The sequence below is a fragment of the Brenneria izadpanahii genome (assembly GCF_017569925.1).
GTDB lineage: Bacteria > Pseudomonadota > Gammaproteobacteria > Enterobacterales > Enterobacteriaceae > Brenneria > Brenneria izadpanahii.
Window position 1 is genome coordinate 1,672,010 of record NZ_CP050854.1, and the last position, 22,186, is coordinate 1,694,195.

16 protein-coding genes are annotated in these 22,186 nt (G+C 57.6%); 4 read left to right on the top strand and 12 right to left on the bottom strand.

The window, feature by feature from the left end; genetic code table 11:
* The first annotated feature begins 61 nt into the window (after positions 1 to 61).
* Genes HC231_RS07425 through HC231_RS07435 form a run of 3 tightly spaced genes read left to right on the top strand, consistent with a single transcriptional unit; the run spans position 62 to position 5,777 of the window.
* Positions 62 to 1,213, top strand: a complete 1,152-nt coding sequence (locus HC231_RS07425) for an efflux RND transporter periplasmic adaptor subunit (RefSeq protein ID WP_208230419.1) — start codon at positions 62 to 64, stop codon at positions 1,211 to 1,213.
* On the top strand, positions 1,213 to 4,365 hold the full coding sequence (locus tag HC231_RS07430; protein ID WP_208230420.1) for an efflux RND transporter permease subunit: 3,153 nt from the start codon (positions 1,213 to 1,215) through the stop codon (positions 4,363 to 4,365). Before HC231_RS07425 ends, HC231_RS07430 begins: the two co-directional genes overlap by 1 nt.
* A complete protein-coding gene (locus tag HC231_RS07435) occupies positions 4,365 to 5,777 on the top strand; it encodes an efflux transporter outer membrane subunit (RefSeq protein WP_208230421.1) in 1,413 nt (470 codons plus the stop codon). Before HC231_RS07430 ends, HC231_RS07435 begins: the two co-directional genes overlap by 1 nt.
* A 76-nt stretch (positions 5,778 to 5,853) precedes the next feature.
* Here HC231_RS07435 and HC231_RS07440 read toward each other — a convergent pair whose 3' ends face one another.
* The 6 genes from HC231_RS07440 to HC231_RS07465 all read right to left on the bottom strand — a co-directional run bounded on the left by HC231_RS07440 (position 5,854) and on the right by HC231_RS07465 (position 12,951).
* Complete coding sequence (locus tag HC231_RS07440; RefSeq protein ID WP_208230422.1) at positions 5,854 to 6,171, bottom strand: DUF202 domain-containing protein; 318 nt, start codon at positions 6,169 to 6,171, stop codon at positions 5,854 to 5,856.
* 7 nt (positions 6,172 to 6,178) lie between these two features.
* Positions 6,179 to 6,547 carry a YidH family protein gene (locus HC231_RS07445; RefSeq protein WP_208230423.1) on the bottom strand — a complete coding sequence of 123 codons (369 nt, stop codon included), beginning with the start codon at positions 6,545 to 6,547 and terminating at the stop codon, positions 6,179 to 6,181.
* Positions 6,548 to 6,596: 49 nt separating this feature from the next.
* Complete coding sequence (gene grxB / locus HC231_RS07450) at positions 6,597 to 7,232, bottom strand: glutaredoxin 2 (RefSeq protein ID WP_208230424.1); 636 nt, start codon at positions 7,230 to 7,232, stop codon at positions 6,597 to 6,599.
* Positions 7,233 to 7,870: 638 nt separating this feature from the next.
* Complete coding sequence (locus HC231_RS07455; RefSeq protein WP_208230425.1) at positions 7,871 to 9,547, bottom strand: methyl-accepting chemotaxis protein; 1,677 nt, start codon at positions 9,545 to 9,547, stop codon at positions 7,871 to 7,873.
* A 347-nt stretch (positions 9,548 to 9,894) separates the two neighbouring features.
* On the bottom strand, positions 9,895 to 11,844 hold the full coding sequence (locus tag HC231_RS07460; protein ID WP_208230426.1) for a methyl-accepting chemotaxis protein: 1,950 nt from the start codon (positions 11,842 to 11,844) through the stop codon (positions 9,895 to 9,897).
* A 180-nt stretch (positions 11,845 to 12,024) separates the two neighbouring features.
* Positions 12,025 to 12,951: a carbon-nitrogen hydrolase family protein gene (locus tag HC231_RS07465; RefSeq protein ID WP_208230427.1), complete on the bottom strand. Its 927-nt coding sequence runs from the start codon at positions 12,949 to 12,951 to the stop codon at positions 12,025 to 12,027.
* A gap of 206 nt (positions 12,952 to 13,157) precedes the next feature.
* Here HC231_RS07465 and HC231_RS07470 point away from each other — a divergent pair, with 206 nt between their 5' ends.
* Positions 13,158 to 14,069, top strand: a complete 912-nt coding sequence (locus HC231_RS07470) for a LysR family transcriptional regulator (protein ID WP_208230428.1) — start codon at positions 13,158 to 13,160, stop codon at positions 14,067 to 14,069.
* Between the two features lie 276 nt (positions 14,070 to 14,345).
* Here the strand turns inward: HC231_RS07470 and HC231_RS07475 are convergent, their stop codons facing one another.
* From HC231_RS07475 to HC231_RS07500, 6 genes are all read right to left on the bottom strand, one after another.
* Positions 14,346 to 14,810: a YehS family protein gene (locus tag HC231_RS07475; protein ID WP_208230429.1), complete on the bottom strand. Its 465-nt coding sequence runs from the start codon at positions 14,808 to 14,810 to the stop codon at positions 14,346 to 14,348.
* A gap of 96 nt (positions 14,811 to 14,906) precedes the next feature.
* On the bottom strand, positions 14,907 to 15,428 hold the full coding sequence (locus tag HC231_RS07480) for a 1,2-dihydroxy-3-keto-5-methylthiopentene dioxygenase (protein ID WP_208230430.1): 522 nt from the start codon (positions 15,426 to 15,428) through the stop codon (positions 14,907 to 14,909).
* A gap of 223 nt (positions 15,429 to 15,651) precedes the next feature.
* Positions 15,652 to 16,812, bottom strand: a complete 1,161-nt coding sequence (locus HC231_RS07485; protein WP_208230431.1) for a trans-sulfuration enzyme family protein — start codon at positions 16,810 to 16,812, stop codon at positions 15,652 to 15,654.
* A gap of 60 nt (positions 16,813 to 16,872) precedes the next feature.
* Positions 16,873 to 18,240, bottom strand: a complete 1,368-nt coding sequence (locus HC231_RS07490) for a pyridoxal-phosphate dependent enzyme (protein ID WP_208230432.1) — start codon at positions 18,238 to 18,240, stop codon at positions 16,873 to 16,875.
* 168 nt (positions 18,241 to 18,408) lie between these two features.
* The gene (locus HC231_RS07495) at positions 18,409 to 20,175 is read right to left on the bottom strand and encodes an ABC transporter ATP-binding protein (protein ID WP_208230433.1); all 1,767 of its coding nucleotides are present in this window, start codon (positions 20,173 to 20,175) and stop codon (positions 18,409 to 18,411) included.
* Entirely contained in the window at positions 20,175 to 21,977 is a 1,803-nt protein-coding gene (locus HC231_RS07500; RefSeq protein WP_208230434.1) for an ABC transporter ATP-binding protein, read from the bottom strand. The genes HC231_RS07495 and HC231_RS07500 overlap by 1 nt, the downstream gene beginning before the upstream one ends.
* Positions 21,978 to 22,186 lie beyond the last annotated feature (209 nt).

Below are 22,186 nucleotides of genomic sequence, written 5' to 3' on the forward strand. Positions count from 1 at the left end.
TTTATCTAACTTCCTTAATATTGAGAATGAACGTTCACTCTCAATTATAGGGCATGATTTCATGCAAGGTAAACGCTTTATTTTCTTATTGGTCTTCTTACTATCCGGCTGTGAGCGGGCGTCAGAACCAGCTCAGGTAAAACCTGTCGTTGAAGTTACGGTACAGACGCTGCAGCCACAGTCCGTGGAGCTGGACAGTGAACTGAACGGCAGAACGACCGCCGCCATGGTGTCCGATGTCCGGCCGCAGGTAGACGGCATTATTCAAAAACGCCTGTTTACCGAAGGCAGCGACGTAAAAGCCGGGCAGGTCTTGTACCAGATCGATCCGGCCAGCTATCAGGCCGCCTATGATGAGGCCGCCGCGGCGTTGAAAAACGCGCAGGCCAGCGTACGGGCGGCGAAACTGAAAGCCGAACGCTATGCCCGTTTGGTAAAAGAAGAGGGGGTTTCGCAGCAGGATGCGGACGATGCGCAAACCAGCTATGAAGAGTATCTGGCGACGGTAGCGGAAAAACAGGCCGCGCTGAAGACCGCGCAAATCAATCTGGCCTATACGCAGATTAAAGCGCCGATTTCCGGTCGTATCGGCATCTCTTCCGTTACGCCGGGAGCGCTGGTAACCGCCAGCCAGACCACCGCGCTGGCGACGATCCGTCAGCTCGATCCCATGTATGTCGATCTTACCCAGTCCAGCAGCGAGCGGCTGGCGTTGCGCCGTTTGCAGAAAAACGAACAGCCGACGGTATCGTTGACGCTGGAAAACGGCGAAACCTACGCCTCGCAAGGGAAGTTGCAACTGTCTGAAGTCTCCGTAGACGAGTCGACCGGCTCGGTTACGCTGCGCGCCATATTCCCCAATGCTGAACACATTTTGCTGCCCGGCATGTACGTGCGGGCTTCGGTTGCCAACGGCACCGATCCGGCGGCTATTCTGGCGCCGCAGCAGGGCATTACCCGTGATGCGAAAGGCAATGCCACCGCGCTGGTGGTCAACGACCAGCAGCAGGTAGAGCTGCGTCAGGTCGTCACCGCTCGGGTGATTGGCAACCGTTGGCTGGTTTCCTCCGGGTTAAAAGCGGGCGATCGGCTGATTATCGAAGGCACGAATAAGGTGGGCGTCGGCGATACGGTAAAAGCAATAGAGACGTCATCCTCCGGCGCCGGGACGAATAGCCAACAGGCAACGGATAAAACAGAGGTGAAAGAGTAATGTTTTCCCGCTTCTTTATTTATCGGCCGGTGTTTGCCTGGGTGATCTCGATTGTGATCATGCTGGCGGGCGCGCTGGCGATCCAGTCGCTTTCCGTGGCGCAATATCCTGATGTGGCGCCGCCTTCGGTGTCAATCACCGCAACCTATACCGGCGCGTCGGCGGAATCGCTGGAAAACAGCGTTACCCAAATTATTGAACAACAGCTCACCGGGCTGGACGGGCTGCTGTATTTCTCCTCTACCAGCAGTTCCAGCGGACAGGCGAAAATTACCGTTACCTTTAAGCAGGGAACCAACCCCGATACCGCCCAGGTTCAGGTGCAAAATAAGGTGCAGCAGGCGTTGAGCCGTTTGCCGACGGAAGTGCAGGATCAAGGGGTTACGGTAACCAAGTCGCAAACCAGCTTCCTGCTGATTATGTCGTTGTACGATACGACCGATAAAGCCAGCGGCTCGGATATCTCCGACTATATGGTCAGCAACCTGCAGGATCCGCTGGCCCGCGTGGATGGCGTGGGGGATGTCAAAGTGTTCGGCGCGCAGTATGCGATGCGTATCTGGATGGATCCTACCCGTCTGGCCGCCTACGATCTGATGCCGTCGGATATTTCCTCGGCGATTGAGGCGCAAAACACGCAGGTATCCGCCGGTAAGATCGGCGCGCTGCCTTCCCGCAGCGATCAGCAGCTCACGGCCACGGTGATGGCGCAGTCCAAGTTGACGACGCCCGCACAGTTCAAAAATATTATTGTAAAAAGCGAATCTAATGGTTCGGTTGTTCGGCTGGGCGATGTCGCGCAGGTGGCGCTGGGCGATGAAAGCTACGATGCCGTCACTCGCCTGAACGGCCATCCGGCGGCGGGGATCGCCGTGATGCTGTCGCCGGGGGCGAACGCGCTGGCGACGGCGGAACGGGTAAAGGCCAAAGTCGCCGAGTATGAAAGCACCATGCCTGACGGATACCGCGTTGCGTATCCGAAAGACAGTACGGACTTTATTAAAATCTCCGTAGAGGAAGTGGTTAAAACGTTATTTGAAGCCATCCTGCTGGTGGTGATTGTCATGTTCCTGTTCCTACAGAATCTGCGCGCGACGCTGATCCCGACCATCGCCGTACCGGTCGTACTGCTGGGAACCTTTGGCGTACTGTCGCTGTTTGGTTATTCCATCAACACCCTTACGCTATTTGGCATGGTGCTGGCGATCGGGCTGCTGGTGGATGACGCGATCGTGGTGGTGGAAAACGTCGAGCGCGTGATGCGGGATGACGGGCTTCCGCCGAAGGCCGCCACCGAAAAATCGATGCGGGAGATTTCCGGCGCGTTGGTCGGTGTGGCGCTGGTGCTGAGCGCGGTATTCCTGCCGATGGCCTTCTTTGGCGGTTCGACCGGGGTGATTTACCGCCAGTTCTCCATCACTATCGTTTCCTCCATGCTGCTGTCGGTACTGATTGCGCTGACGCTGACTCCGGCGCTATGCGCTTCATTGTTGAAACCTACCGAGCATCGCACCGCGAAAAACGGCTTTTTTGCCGCTTTTAACCGGCGCTACCAATCCATGCAGGAACGTTATTCCGGCAAGGTCGCTCATGTATTGCACTCTCCGACGCGCTACATCATCCTCTATGGCCTGCTGATTGTCGGCATGGCTTTGCTGTTTACCCGCCTGCCGTCGGGGTTCTTGCCGACGGAAGATCAGGGCAGCGTGATGGTGCAGTTCACCTTACCGCCAGGCGCGACCGAAGCGCGGACCAGCCAGGTGGGTAAAGCGATTGAACGCTATTTTCTGACCGACGAGAAAGACAATACCGAAGCCATTTTCATTATTTCCGGATTTAACTTCAGCGGTAGCGGACAAAACGCCGGCATGGCGTTCGTCGCGCTGAAAAATTGGGCCCAGCGTCCGGGGGCGGAAAACAGCGCGGATGCGATTTCGAAGCGGGCGACCAAGGCGCTTTCCTCGCTGCGAGATGCGCAGGTGTTTACCCTGACGCCGCCGTCGGTGGATGGGTTGGGCCAGTCCAGCGGGTTTACCTTTGAACTGCAGGCGACGGGCACCACCGATCGCGACAAACTGCTGCAACTGCGCGACGAACTGCTGGCGTCGGCCAACAAAAACGCCAAACTGTCGGCCGTTCGCGCCAACGATTTGGCGCAGATGCCCCAGCTACAGGTGGATATTGATAATGACAAAGCCAGTGCGCTGGGGCTGTCGGTGAGCGATGTCACCGCCACGCTGAGCAGCGCCTGGGGCGGCTCCTATGTGAATGACTTTATCGATCGCGGACGGGTTAAGAAGGTTTATATCCAGGGGGATGAAGATTCGCGCAGCAAACCGGAAGATCTGAATAAGTGGTTCGTGCGCGGCACCAACAGCGACGGCGACAGCGTGATGACGCCGTTCTCCGCTTTCTCCTCGACGCGCTGGGTCTACGGGCCGGAAAGTCTGTCGCGCTATAACGGCCAGGCATCCTATGAAATTCAGGGTTCCGGCGCTTCCGGCGTCAGTTCCGGCGTCGCCATGGATGAAATGCAGGCGCTGGCAAGAGCGCTGCCTAAAGGAACCACCTATTCCTGGAGCGGGCTCTCCTATCAGGAACGGCTGGCCAGCGGGCAGGCGCTTTCGCTGTATGCGATCTCGATTCTGGTGGTGTTCCTATGTTTGGCGGCGCTGTATGAAAGCTGGAGTATTCCGTTCTCGGTGATGCTGGTGATCCCGCTGGGGGTCGTCGGCGCCGTCTTGGCCGCCACGCTGCGCGGACTGGAAAATGACGTCTATTTCCAGGTGGCGCTGCTCACCACCATCGGGCTGTCGGCGAAAAACGCCATCCTGATTGTGGAGTTTGCCGAAGCGGCCTATCAGCGCGGGGCCACGCTGTTTGCCGCCGCGCTGGAAGGCGCCGTCACGCGTTTAAGACCGGTGCTGATGACCTCGCTGGCCTTTATCGTCGGGGTATTCCCGCTGGCGATTTCCACCGGCGCGGGCGCCAACAGCCGTATTTCCATCGGCTCCGGCATCGTGGGCGGTACGCTGACGGCGACCGTATTGGCGGTTTTTCTGGTGCCTATGTTCTTTGTTTTGGTGAGACGCATGTTTCCCGCGCGTGCCGACAAAGCTCTGCCTGGCGTTGACTCATCGAGGAAAGAATAATGCGTAATCGTCAATTTATCATCGCCCTGTTCCCCCTGCTATTGGGGGGATGCGTCTCCCTGGATCCCGACTATCAGCGCCCTGACGCGCCAGTGCCGTCGGCCTGGCCGCAGAGCGGCGAGGTAAAAGGCGAGGCGTCGGACGCCGCGAAAATCCCCTGGCGCTCGGCTCTCGTCGATCCGAAATTGCAGCGGGTGATCGATCTGGCGCTCAGCGATAATCGCGATCTGCGCAAAGCGCTGGCCGATATTGAAGCGGCGCGCGCGCAATACGGCGTCCAGCGAGCCGCACTCCTTCCAACCGTGAGCGCCGGAATGGATGGTTCGCGGGGCAGAACGTTAAGCAGCAGTTCATCGTCGAGCGGCAATGCGACGGCCATCAGCCAGAGCTATAGCGCCAATCTGGGCGTCAGCGCCTTCGAACTGGATTTGTTCGGAAAAACGCGCAGCCTGACGGAGGCGGCATTGGAGAGCTATCTGTCAACGGAGGCGGCGGCGAAAAGCACCCAACTGACGCTGATTGCCGATACCGCCACCGCTTATATCACGCTGGCGACGGCGCGCAGCGACCTGCAATTGTCGCAGCAGACCATGCAAAGCGCCCTGCATTCGCTGGAGGTGACGCGCAACCGGCAGCGCAATGGCGTGGCTTCCGGCGTCGACGTCGCGGAAGCTGAAACCGTGTATCAGCAGGCGCGCGCCGATGTCGCCAACTATACGACGGAGGTGGCGCAGAGCAAAAATGCGCTCGATCTGCTGGCGGGACAGCCGGTTGACGAATCACTGCTGCCTACCGGTCTGGACGCGCTGACGCAGGCGATCGCGCCGGTATCCGCCGGGATCTCCTCCTCCGTGCTGTTGCAGCGTCCTGATGTGCTGGAGGCGGAACATACCTTGAAATCGGCCAACGCCAATATCGGCGCGGCGCGAGCGGCGTTCTTCCCCAGCCTGTCATTGACCGCCAGCGGCGGGGTGGGCAGCAGCGCGCTCTCTTCGTTGTTCAGCCACGGCGCCGGCATTTGGTCGCTGGCGCCCAGTCTGAGTCTGCCGATCTTTGACGGCGGCGCGAACCGCGCCTCGTTGCAGTATGCCGAAGCGCAGAAAAAAGGCTACATCGCCAGCTATGAAAAAGCTATTCAGACCGCGTTCCAGGAGGTGGCGGATGCGTTGGCGCGTAAAGCCACCATTGATGAGCAACTGGCGGCGCAGCGGGATTACACCACGGCGGCGGAACGCAGCTATCAGTTGGCGGATAAGCGCTACCGGGAAGGGGTTGATACCTATCTGAACGCGCTGGACGCGCAGCGGACGCTTTACAGCGCCCGGCAAACGCTTATCAGCATTGAGCAGACCCGGCTGAATAATCTGGTGACGTTATATAACGTGCTGGGCGGCGGGGCGGCTGCGCAGTAAATAAAATCTATTCATTAGGTTACGGGATAGCCGCCGAATTGTGGCGCTATCCCGTTTTTTTTCGCGGGAAACGGGGCTAAACGGCAAGTTGGCGGTACAGCAGAACCAGGGCGGCGATGACGATAGTTACCGAGGTGAAGGCGATCAAACCGCGGCTGATGCGCGACAGTATCTGGTGCCGGGCGGCGTTAAAACGATAACGCATAACGGCGAAAACGGCCATCATGCAGGCGACGCACAGCAGCAGGATACCGCAGGCGAACACTACGCGATCGTCGTCCGCTATGCCCGCGCGAAAAAACAGCAGGCTGTTGATCAGCATGACAAACATGGTGCGTGACCAGGCCATACCGGTGCGTTGTGGTTGTAAACCGGGATCGCGCGTCGATTCCATCGGTAAATTAGTCGAAAATGATGATTGCCGCCAATGCGACCGCAATCATGGTGACAAACAGCGTAACGGTCAGCAACAGCGGGGTATAAGGCATATCGCTTTCCTGACGCATGGCTTTTTCATTGCTGACCCAGCGGCGATACGCCAGCGCGCCAAGCAGGGCGGCGCAGACAATCAGCAGCAGCGCCAGCCCTTGACGCACCATAGGCGAGGCGAGATGAACGGTGAATTGATCCACCGCCACCGCGCCCGCCAGAAACGCCAGCGAGGTTCTGATCCAGGCGAGAAACGTTCGTTCGTTGGCCAGTGAAAACCGATAGTCAGGCGTTTTCCCCTGATGCCACCACGGTGTTTTTTCCTGCTTGGGTGTCGTCATATTTATCGTCTGGGTATAGGTGGAACACTATTTAATTCGTTCAACGGCCTTATATGGCCTGATTGGTCAGCAGGTCGACCTTGCTGGCGTCGGCGACGCGTTTGAGGTAACGGCTGACGTTCGGCCCGAAGCTAATGCTTTTCACTATGGTCAACGAACGCAGAACCGGGAACAGAATAAAGTCGGTGGTGGAAATAGCCAGTTCGGTTGCCAGCAGCGATTCGAGCTCGGTCAGCTTCTGCTGAACGTCGGCGACCAGCGCGGGCGTATCTGCTATCAGCGCTTCCAGATCGCCGAACGCTTTCTCTTCCCGTAGACGATAAGCCTCACGCGCTTCAGGCGTGGACAGCTCTTTGAACTCCGCTTTGGTAAAGCGCGGCACCGCCAGCTTGAATACCGTGCCGGAAGCCGCCTTACACCACGCTTCAACGGCGGCGTCGACCGGGTGGTCGGCGATTAACGGCGTTTGGGTCTTATCGACATAATGTACGATATCCATACTTTCCGGCATGAAACTGCCATCTTCTTTCTGCAGGATAGGCACCACCTTGCGGCCGACCATCCGCGTAGGGGTTTCAACGTCGCCTTCCATAATGACGGATAGTTCAAAGGGTATCGCCTTCAGACCGAAAATCATCCTGGCTCTGACGCAGAACGGGCAGTGTTCATAGATGAAAAGTTTCATTTTTAGCACCTTAATGATGGGAAAACGGCAGAATACGATCTTTATCCGATATAGCCGGTATTTTGCAAGTCGCCGTGTCGGTTTGCATCTATTGGGTATAGTCGGTCAGCCGGAATAATACCTGAAATAAAAAACGATGATGCCTCTTACCTGCTACCGATTTGTGACACATTTTTACCGTGCAGCGCAGACCCGCGTTCGGCTCTACTCCGGCACGCGGCGAATGCCCCGCCCGCGCTTACCATGTCCCCGGTCTAAACACCCTCCCTTGTCAGGAGTAGGATCTCACTAATTAAACCCGCGGGACTAGCTCCCTCCCCTGACAAGGGGAGGGTTGGGGTGGGGTAAGCCGCTTGCGCTCGAAGCGCGTTAAAACGTTTCCCAATTATTATCACAGTGCTGCTTGTCAGGGGAGGATCTCACTAATTAAACCCGCGGGACTAGCTCCCTCCCCTGACAAGGGGAGGGTTGGGGTGGGGTAAGTCGCTTACGCTCGAATCGCGTTAAAACGTTTCCCAGTTATTATCACTGTGCTGCTTGTCAGGAGGAGGATCTCACTAATTAAACCCGCGGGACTAGCTCCCTCCCCTGGCAAGGGGAGGGTTGGGGTGGGGTAAGCCGCTTACGCTCGAAACGCGTTAAAACGTTTCCCAATTATGGTTACTGTGCTGCGAAGAGGACGCCGTCTTACCGGCAAGTAAAGCCTGCGATGGCGGTGTCGCGCTGGGATGGGAAGGCCGCGGCGGGGTCACGGCGGCGTTGCCGGGTAACTGGAATACGGCGACGGACTCCGTTAACTGGCGCGCCTGTTCTTCCAACGACGCGGCGGCCGCGGCGGATTCCTGCACCAGGGAGGCGTTTTGCTGCGTGACGCTATCCATCTCGGTGACCGCCAGGGCGACCTGACCGATGCCGCGGCTCTGTTCCTCGGACGCGGAGGCGATTTCGCCCATTAGATTGGTCACGTGCGTGACCGACTGAACGATGCCGGTCATGGTCTCTCCGGCCAATGCCACCTGGCGGGAGCCGTTATTAATCCGTTCTACGGATTCGGCGATCAGCCCGCCGATCTCTTTCGCCGCCTGGGCGCTGCGCTGCGCCAGATTACGAACTTCCCCCGCGACCACCGCGAATCCGCGCCCCTGTTCGCCGGCGCGCGCCGCCTCAACCGCCGCATTCAGCGCCAGAATATTGGTTTGAAAGGCGATGCCGTTAATCACGCTGGTAATGTCGGCTATTTTTTGCGAACTGGCGGTGATATCGCTCATGGTGACGACGACGTCATCAACCAGATGGCCGCCTTTGTTTGCCAGCGAAGACGCCTCCTGCGCCAGTTTGTTGGCTTGCGTAACGTTATCGGTATTCAGTTTTACCGTAGCGCCCAGTTGTTCCATGCTGGCGGCGGTTTCCTCCAGCGCCGAAGCCTGCTGTTCGGTGCGCGATGAGAGATCGCTATTGCCGGCGCTGATTTCGCCGGCGCCCTGATAAATCGACGTCGCGCTATCGCGAATAATGGTGACGGTTTGGATCAGGCTCTCCTGCATATCGCGTAAATAGGGGATGAGTTGACCAATATTGTTGCGGCCGAAATCGGTGATGGCGTGGTGCAGCTGTCCTGACGACAGCGTTTGGAACTGCCTCTTTATCTGCTCCAACGGCGTCAATAAACAGGAAACCAGATAGCGATCGGTCAGGAATAGTATCAGCAATCCCAAAATCAGGGCGGCTATCAGCACGCGCTGACAGACTTTGACCAACTGATGGATTTGCCGGCTGTTCGTTTCGTCGTTGGCCAGCAGGCGTTCGGCATAGTCTTCTGTCGCTTTGCCGAATGCAATGCTGATCGGCGGGAGGGTGGTTCTTACCGCATACCGGTATTGTTCCACATCCTCCTGTTCAAGCAGCGCCGCCATATTGCGCATTTCGTGGATAATGCTCGTCCAGTGTTGAACGATGTCATTAACCAATTCCGATGACACGCCCACCTGATGCTGGGACTGAAAAAGCGTCAGATCGTTTTGACTGATGTCGATGACATCCATGGCGGTTTTTAGCATATTCCGCGCATTTTCTTTATCGCCGCTTTGATACAGATCGGCAACCATAAATAATCGAACCGCGGTACGAAAATAAGATTCCACCCCATGACTCATAATACTGGTGTTTTTCTTCTGAATCTGGCTGGTTTCCAGTAACTGGCTGACCTGACCAAGGGACGATATCGCCATCCAGGAGACGCCTCCCCAGAGTAATAAGAAAAGCGCGAGGATAGTCAACAAGACTTTACGGATAGTTATATTTCTTAGCAATCGCATAAATGCATCCTGGTTTGTTATGGTTAAACTGCTATTTTTTCATTTAATTTCAAAGTGCTATGAAAGTGACTTTTTACGTTTGAGGGAAGAGGAAAATATTCCGATATCTCATGGAGGTTATCGGCATCAGCATTGATTTGTTTCTTTAATGAAGGATAAATATTTTAAAATAATGATCGCGTGAAGATATTTGGGAAATATATTTAATGTGTGTTCTTAATTGGCACGCTTGTTGAATTTTATTCTGTCGATATATTGGCGGGTTTTACTCGCTTAATACTTCAAGTCGCAGAGCCGCCGGCGTATATGGTTTCGCATCGCCACAGACGCCGGCTCGGTATTCTGTTTTAAGACGACGTCAAGCGCTGTAGCGTCGTCAGTTGGCTGACCGCGTCATGCATGGCGTCCATTCCCTTGGCGGCCTCCTTCAGCCGGCCCATATTGGTGGTTACGTTACGCCGCTCCTGACTGGTTTCGGTGCTCATGGCTGCGATCTGATCGGCGGCGGAGATGCTTTTATTCGCCATCTCTTGCGTGGTGCCGACCGTTTCGGTGGCGACGCGGCGGATGCGCTCAATGGTTTCGACCGCCGAACGGATATTCTGTCTGGTGGCGTCGGCCTGTTCTTTTGACGAGCGGGCCAAACGGCGGACTTCATCGGCCACCACCGCAAAACCGCGGCCTGCTTCTCCCGCCCGTGCGGCCTCCACGGCGGCGTTGAGCGCCAGCAGATTGGTTTGATCGGCAATCGCGCTGATGCCGACCGTAATCTGCGTGATGCCGAGGGAAATCTGCTCCAGTTGGTTCAACTCCTGTTCCAGATTGTTTTGCGCGGTTTGCGTCTGCATTGCCGCCTCGCTAATGGCGCGAATGCTGGATTCCGCGATATCCAGGGTTTCCGTCTGGCGCGATGTGGCGTGCTCCAACTGCGGCAGCGTCGTCAACAACGGGTTGAGATCTTCCTGGTAAGCGACCACCCGTTCGATAACGCCGGACTGGATACCGTGCATGGCTTCCCAGCGGCGCAGCGCCCGTTGGGCATAGTGGCCGGCGTATGCCGCGTATTCGATGGGAAAGTGGGTCATGGCTTTAACGTCGTGGTCGAAAAACGCCAGCGCCGACAGCGTTTGATTAATGGGAACGCCGAAAATTTCGCCGAAGCTGGAGAAACCGGCGGCGGGCACGTTATCAAAAAAGCGGGCCTGATCCAGGCTGGCGGCATTATTCATCCTGCGCAGCACGCAGTCGTTCAACAGCAGCCCCGCGGGTTTTCCTTTATCGGCAAGGAAGCGCTGCCAGTCATGCCGGGTGGACGCCACAAAATCCGTTGCTTGCAGCAGGTACAGGCGGTCGCCGAATTCCAGATCGCAAAAGAAAGCGATGCGGTCGGTCTGAATGGCGGCGATCGAACGAATAAAATATTCATTGTCGACTTTCACCCCAAAGGTTTTTCCTGCCAACTGCTTGCCGATTTGCTCCGGTTTACAGCGTAGATAATCCGACAGTGCGCTGATGATAGGTTGAGGCCGTCCGTTGGCGTCGAATACGGATTTGACGGTGCGGGCCACCGGATCGGCCTCGGCGACCAGCCAGCTTTGCGCTGTGGGTTCGAAATTCTGGCTCTTGAACGGCGCAAAGGATTTGCCCTCGGCCATCTGACAAAAGATCAGCACCGCTTTGCCTTGCAAGACGCCGCTGCTGTCGCCGATATAGGTGGCGCTGAAATCGAGGCTGCCGCCGGCCGAACCGCCGATCGCCATGCAGGGAAAGCGGCCGCTGGCATACCATGCCTGCATCAGAAAGCCTTCGGAGGCCGATAGCCCGTCGCAGTAGATCATGGCGAAAGTGCGATCGGCGGAAAGCGGCATATCGACGTTGAGCCGGTCCAACTCCTGACGAATCGCCGCGACGCGCTGACCGGCGGTGGCCTTTCCTTGAATATGCAGATCGATGACATGCACCTCATGCCGCGAGATCAGTGTTTGCGGCAGCCATAGCCAGCTGCCCTGTTTCCCGGTCATATCGCAATAGGTTGATGTTCCAGGGTGAGAACACAGCGTACCGGTCGATGAGAGGGCGAGCACCGTCAGATTAGCGCTCGAAAACTGCTGCCAGGCGTTATTGACGATGGAGAAATCGGCATCAGGGGGAACAAAGGCCATCAGCAGTCCGGCTTTGCCGGAAATGCCAAGATTGTTCAGCGAGGCGGGTAAGGTTTCACAGTGATAGACGCCGCTGGCGGGCGATTTGGCGCCGAAAATAGTTGCTCCTGCACGGAAAGACGACAGTATTCCCATAGTAGTTCCCTCTCTTCAATTGAATCATGGCTAGAACGAATCATTGAATAAAACGAGTCTACTCTGCGGCATATTTTCTGACTGCGTTACGGCTCACGTTTATCCGCGACATGGGCGGGAGAAGCGCCGGACGCAGGATGGTCCGGCATGGCGAGATAACGAGGCGGGCGGCTTTACCGGTTAGTCGCGAATGAATTTCACGCCGGGCTTTGCGCGTTCGTCCACTTTTAATTCAAACACATCCGGACGGGCATAGTGGCCGACCACATCGAAATCGTAGCGGGCGCGCTTAAGCTCTTCGGTATCGATTTCCGCGGTGAGCAACCCGGAATCATTTTTGAACGGCCCGGCCAGAATATCGCCCAGCGGGCCGACGATCACGCTGCCGCCTTGGATCAACGGCCGGTCTTCGTCCCAGCCCGTTACGCTAATTCCCAGCGCTTTGGGCGAGGGTTGCACCTGGCAGGCGCTGACCACGAAACAACGGCCTTCATGAGCGATGTGCCTCATGGAGCACAGCCATATATCGCGTTCGTCAACCGTTGGCGCACACCAGATTTCCAGCCCTTTGGCGTACATGGCGGTGCGCAGCAAAGGCATGTGGTTTTCCCAGCAAATGGCCGAGCCGATGCGTCCGGCTTCCGTTTCAACCACCGGCAGGGTGGAGCCGTCGCCCTGGCCCCAGATTAGGCGCTCGGTGCCGGTTGGCATCAGTTTGCGGTGCTTCGCCGCCAGTCCCTGCGCGGGTTCAAAAAACAGCGATGAGCAATAGAGCGAACTGCCGGCTCGTTCAATGACCCCGATCACCAGCGATGCGCCGGTGCGGGCGGACAAACCGGCCAGCGCTTCGGTTTCCGCGCCGGGCACCTCGATGGCGTTGTCGAAATAGCGCGCGAACGCTTCCCGTCCTTCAGGTAACCGGTAGCCGAGATAGGTGCCGAATATTTCCCCTTTGGGATAGCCGCCAAGTATGGCTTCGGGCAACACGACCAGCTTTGCGCCGCTGGCGGCGATGGCCTTTTCATAAGAGAGAATGAGCTTCAAGGTATCGGCTTTACCGTTGGGCAACGCGCCGATTTGCAGTGCGGCAACAATGGATTTGGACATGTCAAAAACCTCTGAAAGGACGGATAGACTCGTCATACTTCAAGTTGCATGAGCGTGGGCCGCCTAATTGCCCGGCCTTTCTCTGGGCTTCGCCCCGGCGGATTTGCCGCTGCGTCGGCGCCTTCCTGCGACTCAAGTTATTTAGAGTACAAATAATGATATAGAATGCGCTGTTACCAATAAAGTTCGAATGGTTGCTAATCGATATGAATGATATAAATATCGCCCGAGCCGATTTGAATCTGCTAAAAGTCTTTGAAGCGCTTTATGAAGAGGGCAGCGCCAGCCGCGCGGCAATCCGTTTGCACGTAACCCAGTCGGCGGTCAGCGCCTCGCTTGCCCGATTACGCGAACTCTACGGCGAACAGTTGTTCCGGCGCACCGGCCGCGGTTTAGCGCCGACGCCGTTGGCCAGTCAGTTAAAACCCGTGGTCACGGAAGCGCTGAACCGATTTCGGCAGAGCCTGACGATGGTTTCCCCCCAGCCTGACGGCTATGAGGGGCGCTCGGTGATCATCGGGCTTTCCGATGATTTTGAAATCGCCATCGGCTCCCGGCTCATCAAGATAATGGCTGAACGGGCGCCAAAACTCCGGTTGATTTTTCGTCAGACGCATAGCCAGATAGTGTCGTCCGCCCTGATGGAGCGCAAAATTGATATGGCCATCGCATCCGGGGGCTTTTCCAGCCGGGCGTTGAGTCACGAATGGGTTGGGGAAGGGGAGTATGCCTGCCTGGTCGATCCCGAATTCCATCAGGCGGATGAGGTCATGGATCTGGATCGTTTTGTGGCAAGCGACCATGTTCTGATCTCATCGGGCGGATTTATCGGCATTGTGGATGAGGCGTTGGCGGCCGCCGGCCTGAAGCGCAACATTGCGGCGTCCACCACCCATTTCGCTGCATTGCCCTACCTGCTGAAGGGGTCTTCGGCGATTGCCACCATTCCGGCGCACGCGGCGCGGGCCATTGTCGCAATCAGCGGATTGCAGATGCTGCCTTGTCCGGTCAGCTTGCGCCGTTATCCCATTGAGGTCGGCTGGCGAACCACCGGCTCATTCGACAAAATCGAACTCAAGGTTAAAGGGGCGATCGAAGAATGTTTCAGACAGCCGTAGCCCGCCGCGACGGACTTAGCCTGTTGATAAAGTTAGATGCATCGCCATTAATGACCCCCTCCCAGCCTCAGGAGCCTGACACTCTCCTTCCCCTGTGTCGGGCGCGTGCGACGAGGTTGCATGAAAATGGCGGTATGGTGGCGCACGAAACTGTCTCTGAGTCCGCATAAAAATGTGACTAAGAAAAAGCCCTTGTCAGGGAGGCGCTGAACAGACTCCCTCCCCTGCGAAGGGGAGGGTTGGGGTGGGGTTAGAACCAGAAAGTTGTCGTCAAAATCAGCCGTTGCGCAGGCGAACCGCCAGTCCCTTTAGAAAATAGCGCAGCACCTGATCGCCGCATTCGCGGTAGTTTTTATGGTCCGGCGCACGCAGCATGGCGGTCAATTCCGGTTGCGACAGGCGGAAATTCTGCGCTTGCAGTATCTCCTGAATATCGGTGGTTTTCAGCGCAAACGCCACCCGCAGCTTCTTGAGAATAATGTTGTTGGTGATCCGGCGTTCGATTTTGGGGGCCGGGCGGCTATCGTCTTTACCGCGTTTGTGAATAATCAGGCCGTCGAGAAACGCGCCCATCAGGATATCAGGACAAAGCTGGTAGCCTTCTTCCTCTTCTTTTTTGACGAACCCGGCCATTTGCTGCGGCGTGACGCTGGTGTCCATTAGCGCCAGAATTTCAATCAATTGCCCATTATTCAGATTCAGCATGTAGCGCACGCTACGCAATACGTCGTTATTTATCATTACCGGATTATTCCCGCCGTTTATTCATGGCGGGTAGTATAAAGCGTTCCACGCGCAAACGCAGTAAAGGATACCCCTATAGACTGGGCGTCCCGATCAGTGGAACGTTTCTCTGCCGGTAAAGTGGCCTACCCAGCCCGCCGGGTTGGTAAAGATGCGAATAGCGACAAAGTCAGGATACTCGCCGCAGTCGAACCAGTGGCGCGTATTGGCCGGCACGCGCAGCAGATCGCCCGCTTCACAGGTCAAGCGGAAAACGTGATCGTTAATCGGTACGAAAAAGGTGCCGCTGCCATGAACGAAAAAACGTACCTCATCTTCGCTATGGGTGTGCTCCTGGAGAAACTTTTCCCGTAGCTCCTGGCGCTGCGGGTGATCCGGCGTCAGTCTGATCACATCCGATGAGGTATAGCCTTCCTGCTGCTTGAGCCGTTCAATTTCATCGTGGAAGTGGGCGAGCAGCGATTCGCTGTCGGCATCGTGGCTGATGCCGTTAATGTCCCAATGCTCCAGTTGAATACCGGCGCCGGCCAGCAGGGCGGAGATATCGCCGAATCGGGACAACTGTTGGACAGGCTGGGCGATCTGCGGACGCTGAAAAATTGATAGAGTGGTCATGGTTTTTACCTCAGGTCGTCGTCAATAACACGGTTAACCTTTATCTTTGTGAGGATAAAAAACAAGACGCTTTATTTATATCTTATTCCAGTATTTCACTTACCCGAATGCTACCGCCGTTGCCCCATCTTATGCCCGCCGCGTACGGCTTCTGCCGCAACCTCCGCACGCGTACGGCGCCGCCGGTTTCTTTCTCCCTCATGCGTCCCGGAGGCGCTTAATGCTAGCGATTGTTTTCCTGCGTGTTCAGCGCCTGGCGTAGATCGTCGATCAGATCCTGCGGATTTTCGATGCCGACGGACAGGCGCAGCAAATGCGGGGTGATTCCTTTTTGCAGCCGGATCTTCAGCGGCACCGAAGCGTGCGTCATGGAGAACGGCTGACTAATCAGGCTTTCGACGCCCCCCAGACTTTCCGCCAGCGTGAACAGCCGGGTTTTCTGGATCACCGCGCGGGCATAGCCCTCGTCGCCCTGCAGGCGCACCGAGATCATTCCGCCCGCGGCCGACATCTGCCGCTTCGCCAGCTCATGCTGGGGGTGGCTGGACAGCCCCGGATAATAGACCTGCTCCACCTGCGGCTGTTGCTCCAGCCAGCGGGCGAGGGTCAGCGCGTTGGCGCTGTGCCGCTCAATCCGCAACGCCAGCGTGCGTATGCCGCGCAAGGTGAGGAAACTGCTGAAAGGATCGAGGATGCCGCCCACGGCGTTCTGCAGGTAGGCCAACTGCGACGCCAGATCCGGGTTATTGCCCACCACCGCGAGACCGGCGATCACGTCGGAATGGCCATTCAGATATTTGGTGGCGGAGTGCACCACGATATCGAATCCCAGCGCCAGCGGACGTTGCAGCGCCGGCGAGGCGAAGGTGTTGTCCGCCACGCTGATGAGATGATGTTTTCTGGCGATATCGGCTATCGCCGCCAGATCCGCCAGCTTCAGCAGCGGATTGGTCGGGGTTTCCACCCAGATTAGGCGCGTCTGCGGGGTAATGGCCTGCTCCAGCGCCTGAATATCGGCCGGATCAACGTAGGTGATCTGTAGTCCGGCGGAGCGTTTACGTACGTTTTCCAGCAAGCGCCAGGTGCCGCCGTATAGATCGTCCACCGCCACGATATGGCTGCCGTGATCGAGCAATTCAAGGATCGTTGAACTGGCCGCCAGACCGGAGGCAAAGGCAAACCCCCGGATCCCTCCCTCCAGCTCCGCAATGGCGGCTTCCAGGGCGCTCCGGGTCGGATTGCCGCTGCGGGAATATTCGTAGCCGGTATGTTCTCCCGGCGCCAATTGCGCAAAAGTCGAGGTGGCGTAAATGGCCGGCATCACCGCGCCGGTACTGTCCGGGGTGTAACCAGCGTGGACGGTTTGGGTATCAAAACGGCTCATAACGTATTCCTTGTGAGTCAGAAAATGTGAGTCAGAAAACTTGTGGGTCAAAAAAGAGATTCAGCGCAGCGCCTGCCGCCAGTGGTTCAGTACATCGGTGCGGGTGATCAGGCCGAGAAAGCGTTCGCCGTCCAGAATGATGGCGACATGCCCGCGATCGAAAGTCGCGAGCAATTCATCGTGTGATGCATCCTTATCCAGAGTATTGATCCGTTCGGACATGGCGTCGCGGGCGGTAAGCGAGAAATGCCGCGCATTTTTCTTCAGACTGTTGAGCAGATCCCATTCATCAATAATGCCCACCACGCGATCGTTTTCCAGCACCGGCAGCTGTGAAATGTCGTACAGGCGCATGCGGGCATGAACCACCGCCAGCGTGTCGTCGGGAGCGACCGATACCGTGGCGCCTTCATCGTGCCGGTAGGTGATCAGATCGCGCAGATCGCCGTGCGGCGGACGTTTAATCAGCCCTTGTTCCACCATCCAGTAATCGTTGAACATTTTGGAGAGATATTTATTGCCGCTGTCGCAGACCAGCGTGACCACCCGCTTGGGCTTGGTCTGCGCCTGGCAATAGCGCAGCGCGGCGGCCAGCAGCGTGCCGCTGGAGGAGCCGGCCAGCACGCCTTCTTTACGCAGCAGTTCCCGCGCCGCGCTAAAGGATTCGGCGTCGCTGATGGAGTAAGCCTGTTTTACCTGCCTGAAATCGGCCAGTTCGGGAATAAAGTCTTCGCCGATCCCTTCCACTCGCCAGCTTCCGGCTTCCCCCACCGTACCCTGTTTTAGATAGTCGGTGAGAATAGAGCCTTGCGGATCGGCGAGTACGAATTCGGTATCGGGCGATACCTGCGAAAAATAACGGCTGAGGCCGCCCAGCGTGCCGCCTGAGCCGACGCCCACCACAATGGCGTCAATCTGTTGCTCCAACTGCCGCCATAGCTCAGGGCCGGTGGTGCGATAGTGCGCGTCCGGGTTGGCGGGGTTGTTGAACTGATCGATGTAATAGGCGCCGGGAATCTCTTCCGCCAGCCGGCGGGCGTAATCCTGATAATAATCCGGATGCCCTTTGGCGACGTCGGAACGCGTCAGCAGCACTTCCGTCCCCAATGCCCGCAGATGGAAAATCTTCTCCCGGCTCATTTTGTCCGGCACCACCAGCACCAGCCGGTAGCCTTTCAGCGCCGCCACCAGCGCCAGCCCCAATCCCGTGTTGCCGGCGGTGGCTTCAACGATGGCGCCCCCCGGCTTAAGCCGGCCTTGCTGCTCCGCATGTTCGATCATCGACAAGGCGACCCGATCTTTAATCGAGCCGCCGGGGTTTTGGTTTTCCAGTTTGATGAAAAGCCGGCATGGGCCGGTGTCGAAATGCGTCAGTTCAAGTAATGGCGTATCACCAATAAAATCAAGCACTGAGGTCGAGATTGCCATGTTTTTCCGCCCTGAAATAAATTACCAGGCACCATATTAGATCTGCGGAAAAACCGGACGAACGAAATAAATCACCAATGAATATGCATATATGTAATATAAAATCCTGTTTGGCCGTATAGATGTACGGGGGTTCAGCGGTTTAGACGCATATACTTCCGGCGGAAGCTATACCGATGCGCGCAATTTCCAGCCTTGCGCTTCCTGTTGCCGCCGCCATAAGCGTGAATAGAGGCCGTCCTGCGCAAGCAGTTCCTGATGCGTTCCCTGTTCGACCAACCGGCCGTGGTCGAGCACCAGGATAAGGTCGGCATGACGGATATTTTTGAGCCGGTGAGCAATCACCACGACGGTGCGTCCACGCGCCAGTTCGGTCATGGCGCGCTGAATTTCAGCTTCGGCGGAAGGGTCGACGCTGGCGGTGGCTTCGTCTAATAACAGTATCGGCGCGTTTTTCAGCAGCGCTCTGGCGATGGAAATACGCTGACGTTCGCCGCCGGACAACGATCCGCCGCCTTCATCCAACAGGGTGTCGTAACCCTGCGGCAATGCCTCGATGAAGCGGTGCGCCTGAGCGCGTTTCGCCGCATCGATCGCCTCTTCACGGCTGGCGTCCGGTTTGCCGATACGCAGATTATCCAGCACCGAACCGGAGAACAGGAGAACATCCTGGAAAACCATCGCCACATGTTGATGAAGCTGTTCGGTGCCGATATCGCGCAGATTGACGCCGCCCAGACGGATCCGGCCGTGCCGAACGTCCCATAACCGGGCGATCAAATGGACCAGCGTGCTTTTACCGGCGCCGCTGGGGCCGACGATAGCGGTAAAGCGGTTGGCGGGGATCGTGCATGAGACGTCGCTAAGCGTCAGCGCTTCCTGTGGTATGTCGTACCGATCGTCATAAGCGAAGCCAACATATTCAAAAACGATGTCTTCGCCCTGCGGCGTCAACGGGTGGATGGGTTCCGACAATGCTTTTTCCGCCAGCAGCGATTCAATTCGCGAAAGTGAACGACGCGCGAAGCGCAGCATCAGCGTCGATAGCCCGACATCAAATAGCTGGCGGTATACCGGCAGGGCCAGTATCAGGAACAGGATCAGAACGTCCGGGGACAAGGCGCCGTCGGATAGCCACCAAACGCCGGCCAGCACCAGACTGATGTATCCCATTTCCAGCATAAAACCGTAACCGGCCAGCCAGGGCGCGGGTTTGGACTCAACGGCTAGCGTGGCGTCGTGATGTTCGGTCAGAATCGACTCCAGACGTTTCCAGGCCTGACCAAAGCGCCCGAAGCTGCGGATGACCGCAATGCCCTGTACATATTCCTGCAGGGCGGACTGCGCCGCTACGCCGGAGGCGATCATCCGGTCGCCGGGGCGGGCCGCCATGCGCTGGCTCAAGCTCAGCATCAGCAGCGCCAGCGGGATCCCGGCGCAGGTCAGCAACGCCAGATGCCAGTCTACCCACAGCAGAAAAAGCATAAGAAATATCGGCATGGCCAGGCCGGACACGAACACCCCTAAAAAGTGCGACCAGAGGTGTTCGATCAGTTCCAGATCCGACGTCAGCCGCGCGGCCAGATCGCCCCCGCGTTGACGGTTGAACCAACCCATCGGCAACCGGCCCAGATGGTCGGCGATACGCAGCCGCGCTTCGCCCATCATGGCGTAGGCGCCGCTGAATATCAACGGCATGCCGCAGTAGCCGGCGCCGATGCGCAGCGCCACGCTGGCAAGCATCGCCAGACCATAGCCAACGGATTGCGCCGGCGTATTGACGCCCGTGAAAACGTTGTGCAACAGGCCGTAGAGCGCCATATAGAAGAGCGCGGAAAAAAATCCCTCGGCCACGCACCACGCCAGCCCGCGCACTAATCGCGGGTCGCGGGTTCCCGATAATCTGAAGCCGGATTGTACCAATTCACGAATCATTATTTTTCCTCCCCGGCGGTGGACGCGCGATCTGCCGTTTCGCCGAGCGACCACTCCTCCGCCTGGATATAATCTTTCCACAACCGCTGGTATGCCGGGCAGGACGCCAGCAGCGCATCATGGGTTCCCTGACCCGCCACCCGGCCTTTTTCCAACACCACGATATTGTCGGCATGCATAATGGTGCCCAACCGGTGGGCTATCATTAATACCGTTCTGCCCGCGCATAATTGATTCAACGCCTGCTGGATCAGCTTTTCGTTTTCCGCGTCGATACTGGCCGTGACCTCATCAAGCAGCAGAATAGGCGCGTCTTTAAGCAGCGCGCGGGCGATGGACAAGCGCTGGCGCTCGCCGCCGGACAGGCTGGCTCCCCGTTCGCCCAGCATCGTTTCGTACCCCTGCGGCAACGCGCAGATAAAATCATGCGCCTGGGCGGCTCGCGCCGCGGCCTCGATTTCCGCGTCGCTGGCGCCCGGACGGGCCAATGCCAGGTTGTCACGCACGGTGCCGTGCAGCAGAAATACCTCCTGAAAGACGATGCCCAGACGGGCCAGCAGGGCATCCAGCGGCCATTGGCGGATATCCATGCCGCCGATCGTCAGCTCGCCGGATTCAAATTCATAAAGACGCGCAACCAATTTAACCAGCGTACTCTTGCCCGAACCGCTGGCGCCGACCAGCGCGGTCAACTGACCGGCTCTGGCCTGAAAGCTGACGCCGTTCAGCGCCAATTGCGTGTCGTAACGCTGATACAAGTCGGTAAATTCGATATCGAGCGCGCCGTCGGGGACTGGCGCGTCGGTCCGATCCGGCAAGGGAGGAATGGCGAGGATGCCGTTGATCCGTTCCAGCGCCGCCATGCGCTGCATCTGTTCGCCCATCGCGAACGTCAGCCGCAGCAGCGGGGATAGTACCGCCGGCGCCACCAGCAGAAACATCACGAAGGTCGGGCGATCCAGCTCGCCGCGCGCCAGCAGCCAGGCGCCGAGCGGCGCGACGATGATCAGGTTGACGGATAGCAGCGTGGTAAACAGCGCCCAGCCGCCGGTGCTGTTTTTGGCGTAGGTCTGAACCCAGTCGACGGCGCCGTGGATGGCGGCGGCGAGATCGCCAAACGAGCGCGCGGTCAGACCGAAACTCTTGATGACATGCACCCCGCGGATATATTCGCCGACCTGATTGGCGATCCGCTTTTGCAGGTCGTTCCATGCGGCAATCTGCCGGCGCGACTTCCGCATCATCCACCACTGGGCCAGCATCGCCAGCGGAAGCGGTATCAGCGCGGCCAGCGTCAGCGGCCAGTTGGCGGAGAACAGCAATATCAAGGCGGCAATCGGTATCGCCGCCGCCGCCGCCGCGTCCGGCAGCATATGGGCGAAGAAGCCTTCGAGGCTGTTGACGTCGTCATTCAGCACGCGCCGCAGGCTGCCCGTTCCTCGCCGGGAGAAGAAGGCGAGCGGAATTTCTCCCAGCCGCTTCGCCATGGCGATTTTCAATCGATACTGAATATTAAAGGCGCCGATATGGGCCAGAATATGGCTGACGGCCATAAATGCCCAGCGCAATGCCAGCAGCGCCACCGTCCAACCGATTAGCCGCCAAACCGTCGTCATATCCGGCTGGGGGGAAAAAAGCTGCACGGTAACGAGATAGATGAGCCAGAATGGCGCGACGCTCAGCGCGGCCGACGCAATGGCGGTAATAATGGCGCCGCCGAGCGAGTAGGGCGCTAAGGTGATTAATTGCCAAAATCCTTTGGGCGTAACATCGGCTGAGCGTGTGACGGTTCGATGCATCATAAAGCGCATCCTTATGTGTGAACGTTGAAATGATATTCATCATGGCGGCGGCCCCGCTTCCGGGCTACCCGATTCGGTTCGGTTACCCCCGGATAAGGATAAATTTATGCGGCAGGGTCATCAGACAAGAGAGCGGCGGTTTTTATTGAATGTGAGAATTGCTTGCAATAGCATATTTGGGGTTAAGTCTTATTACGCATTGTCAGCGC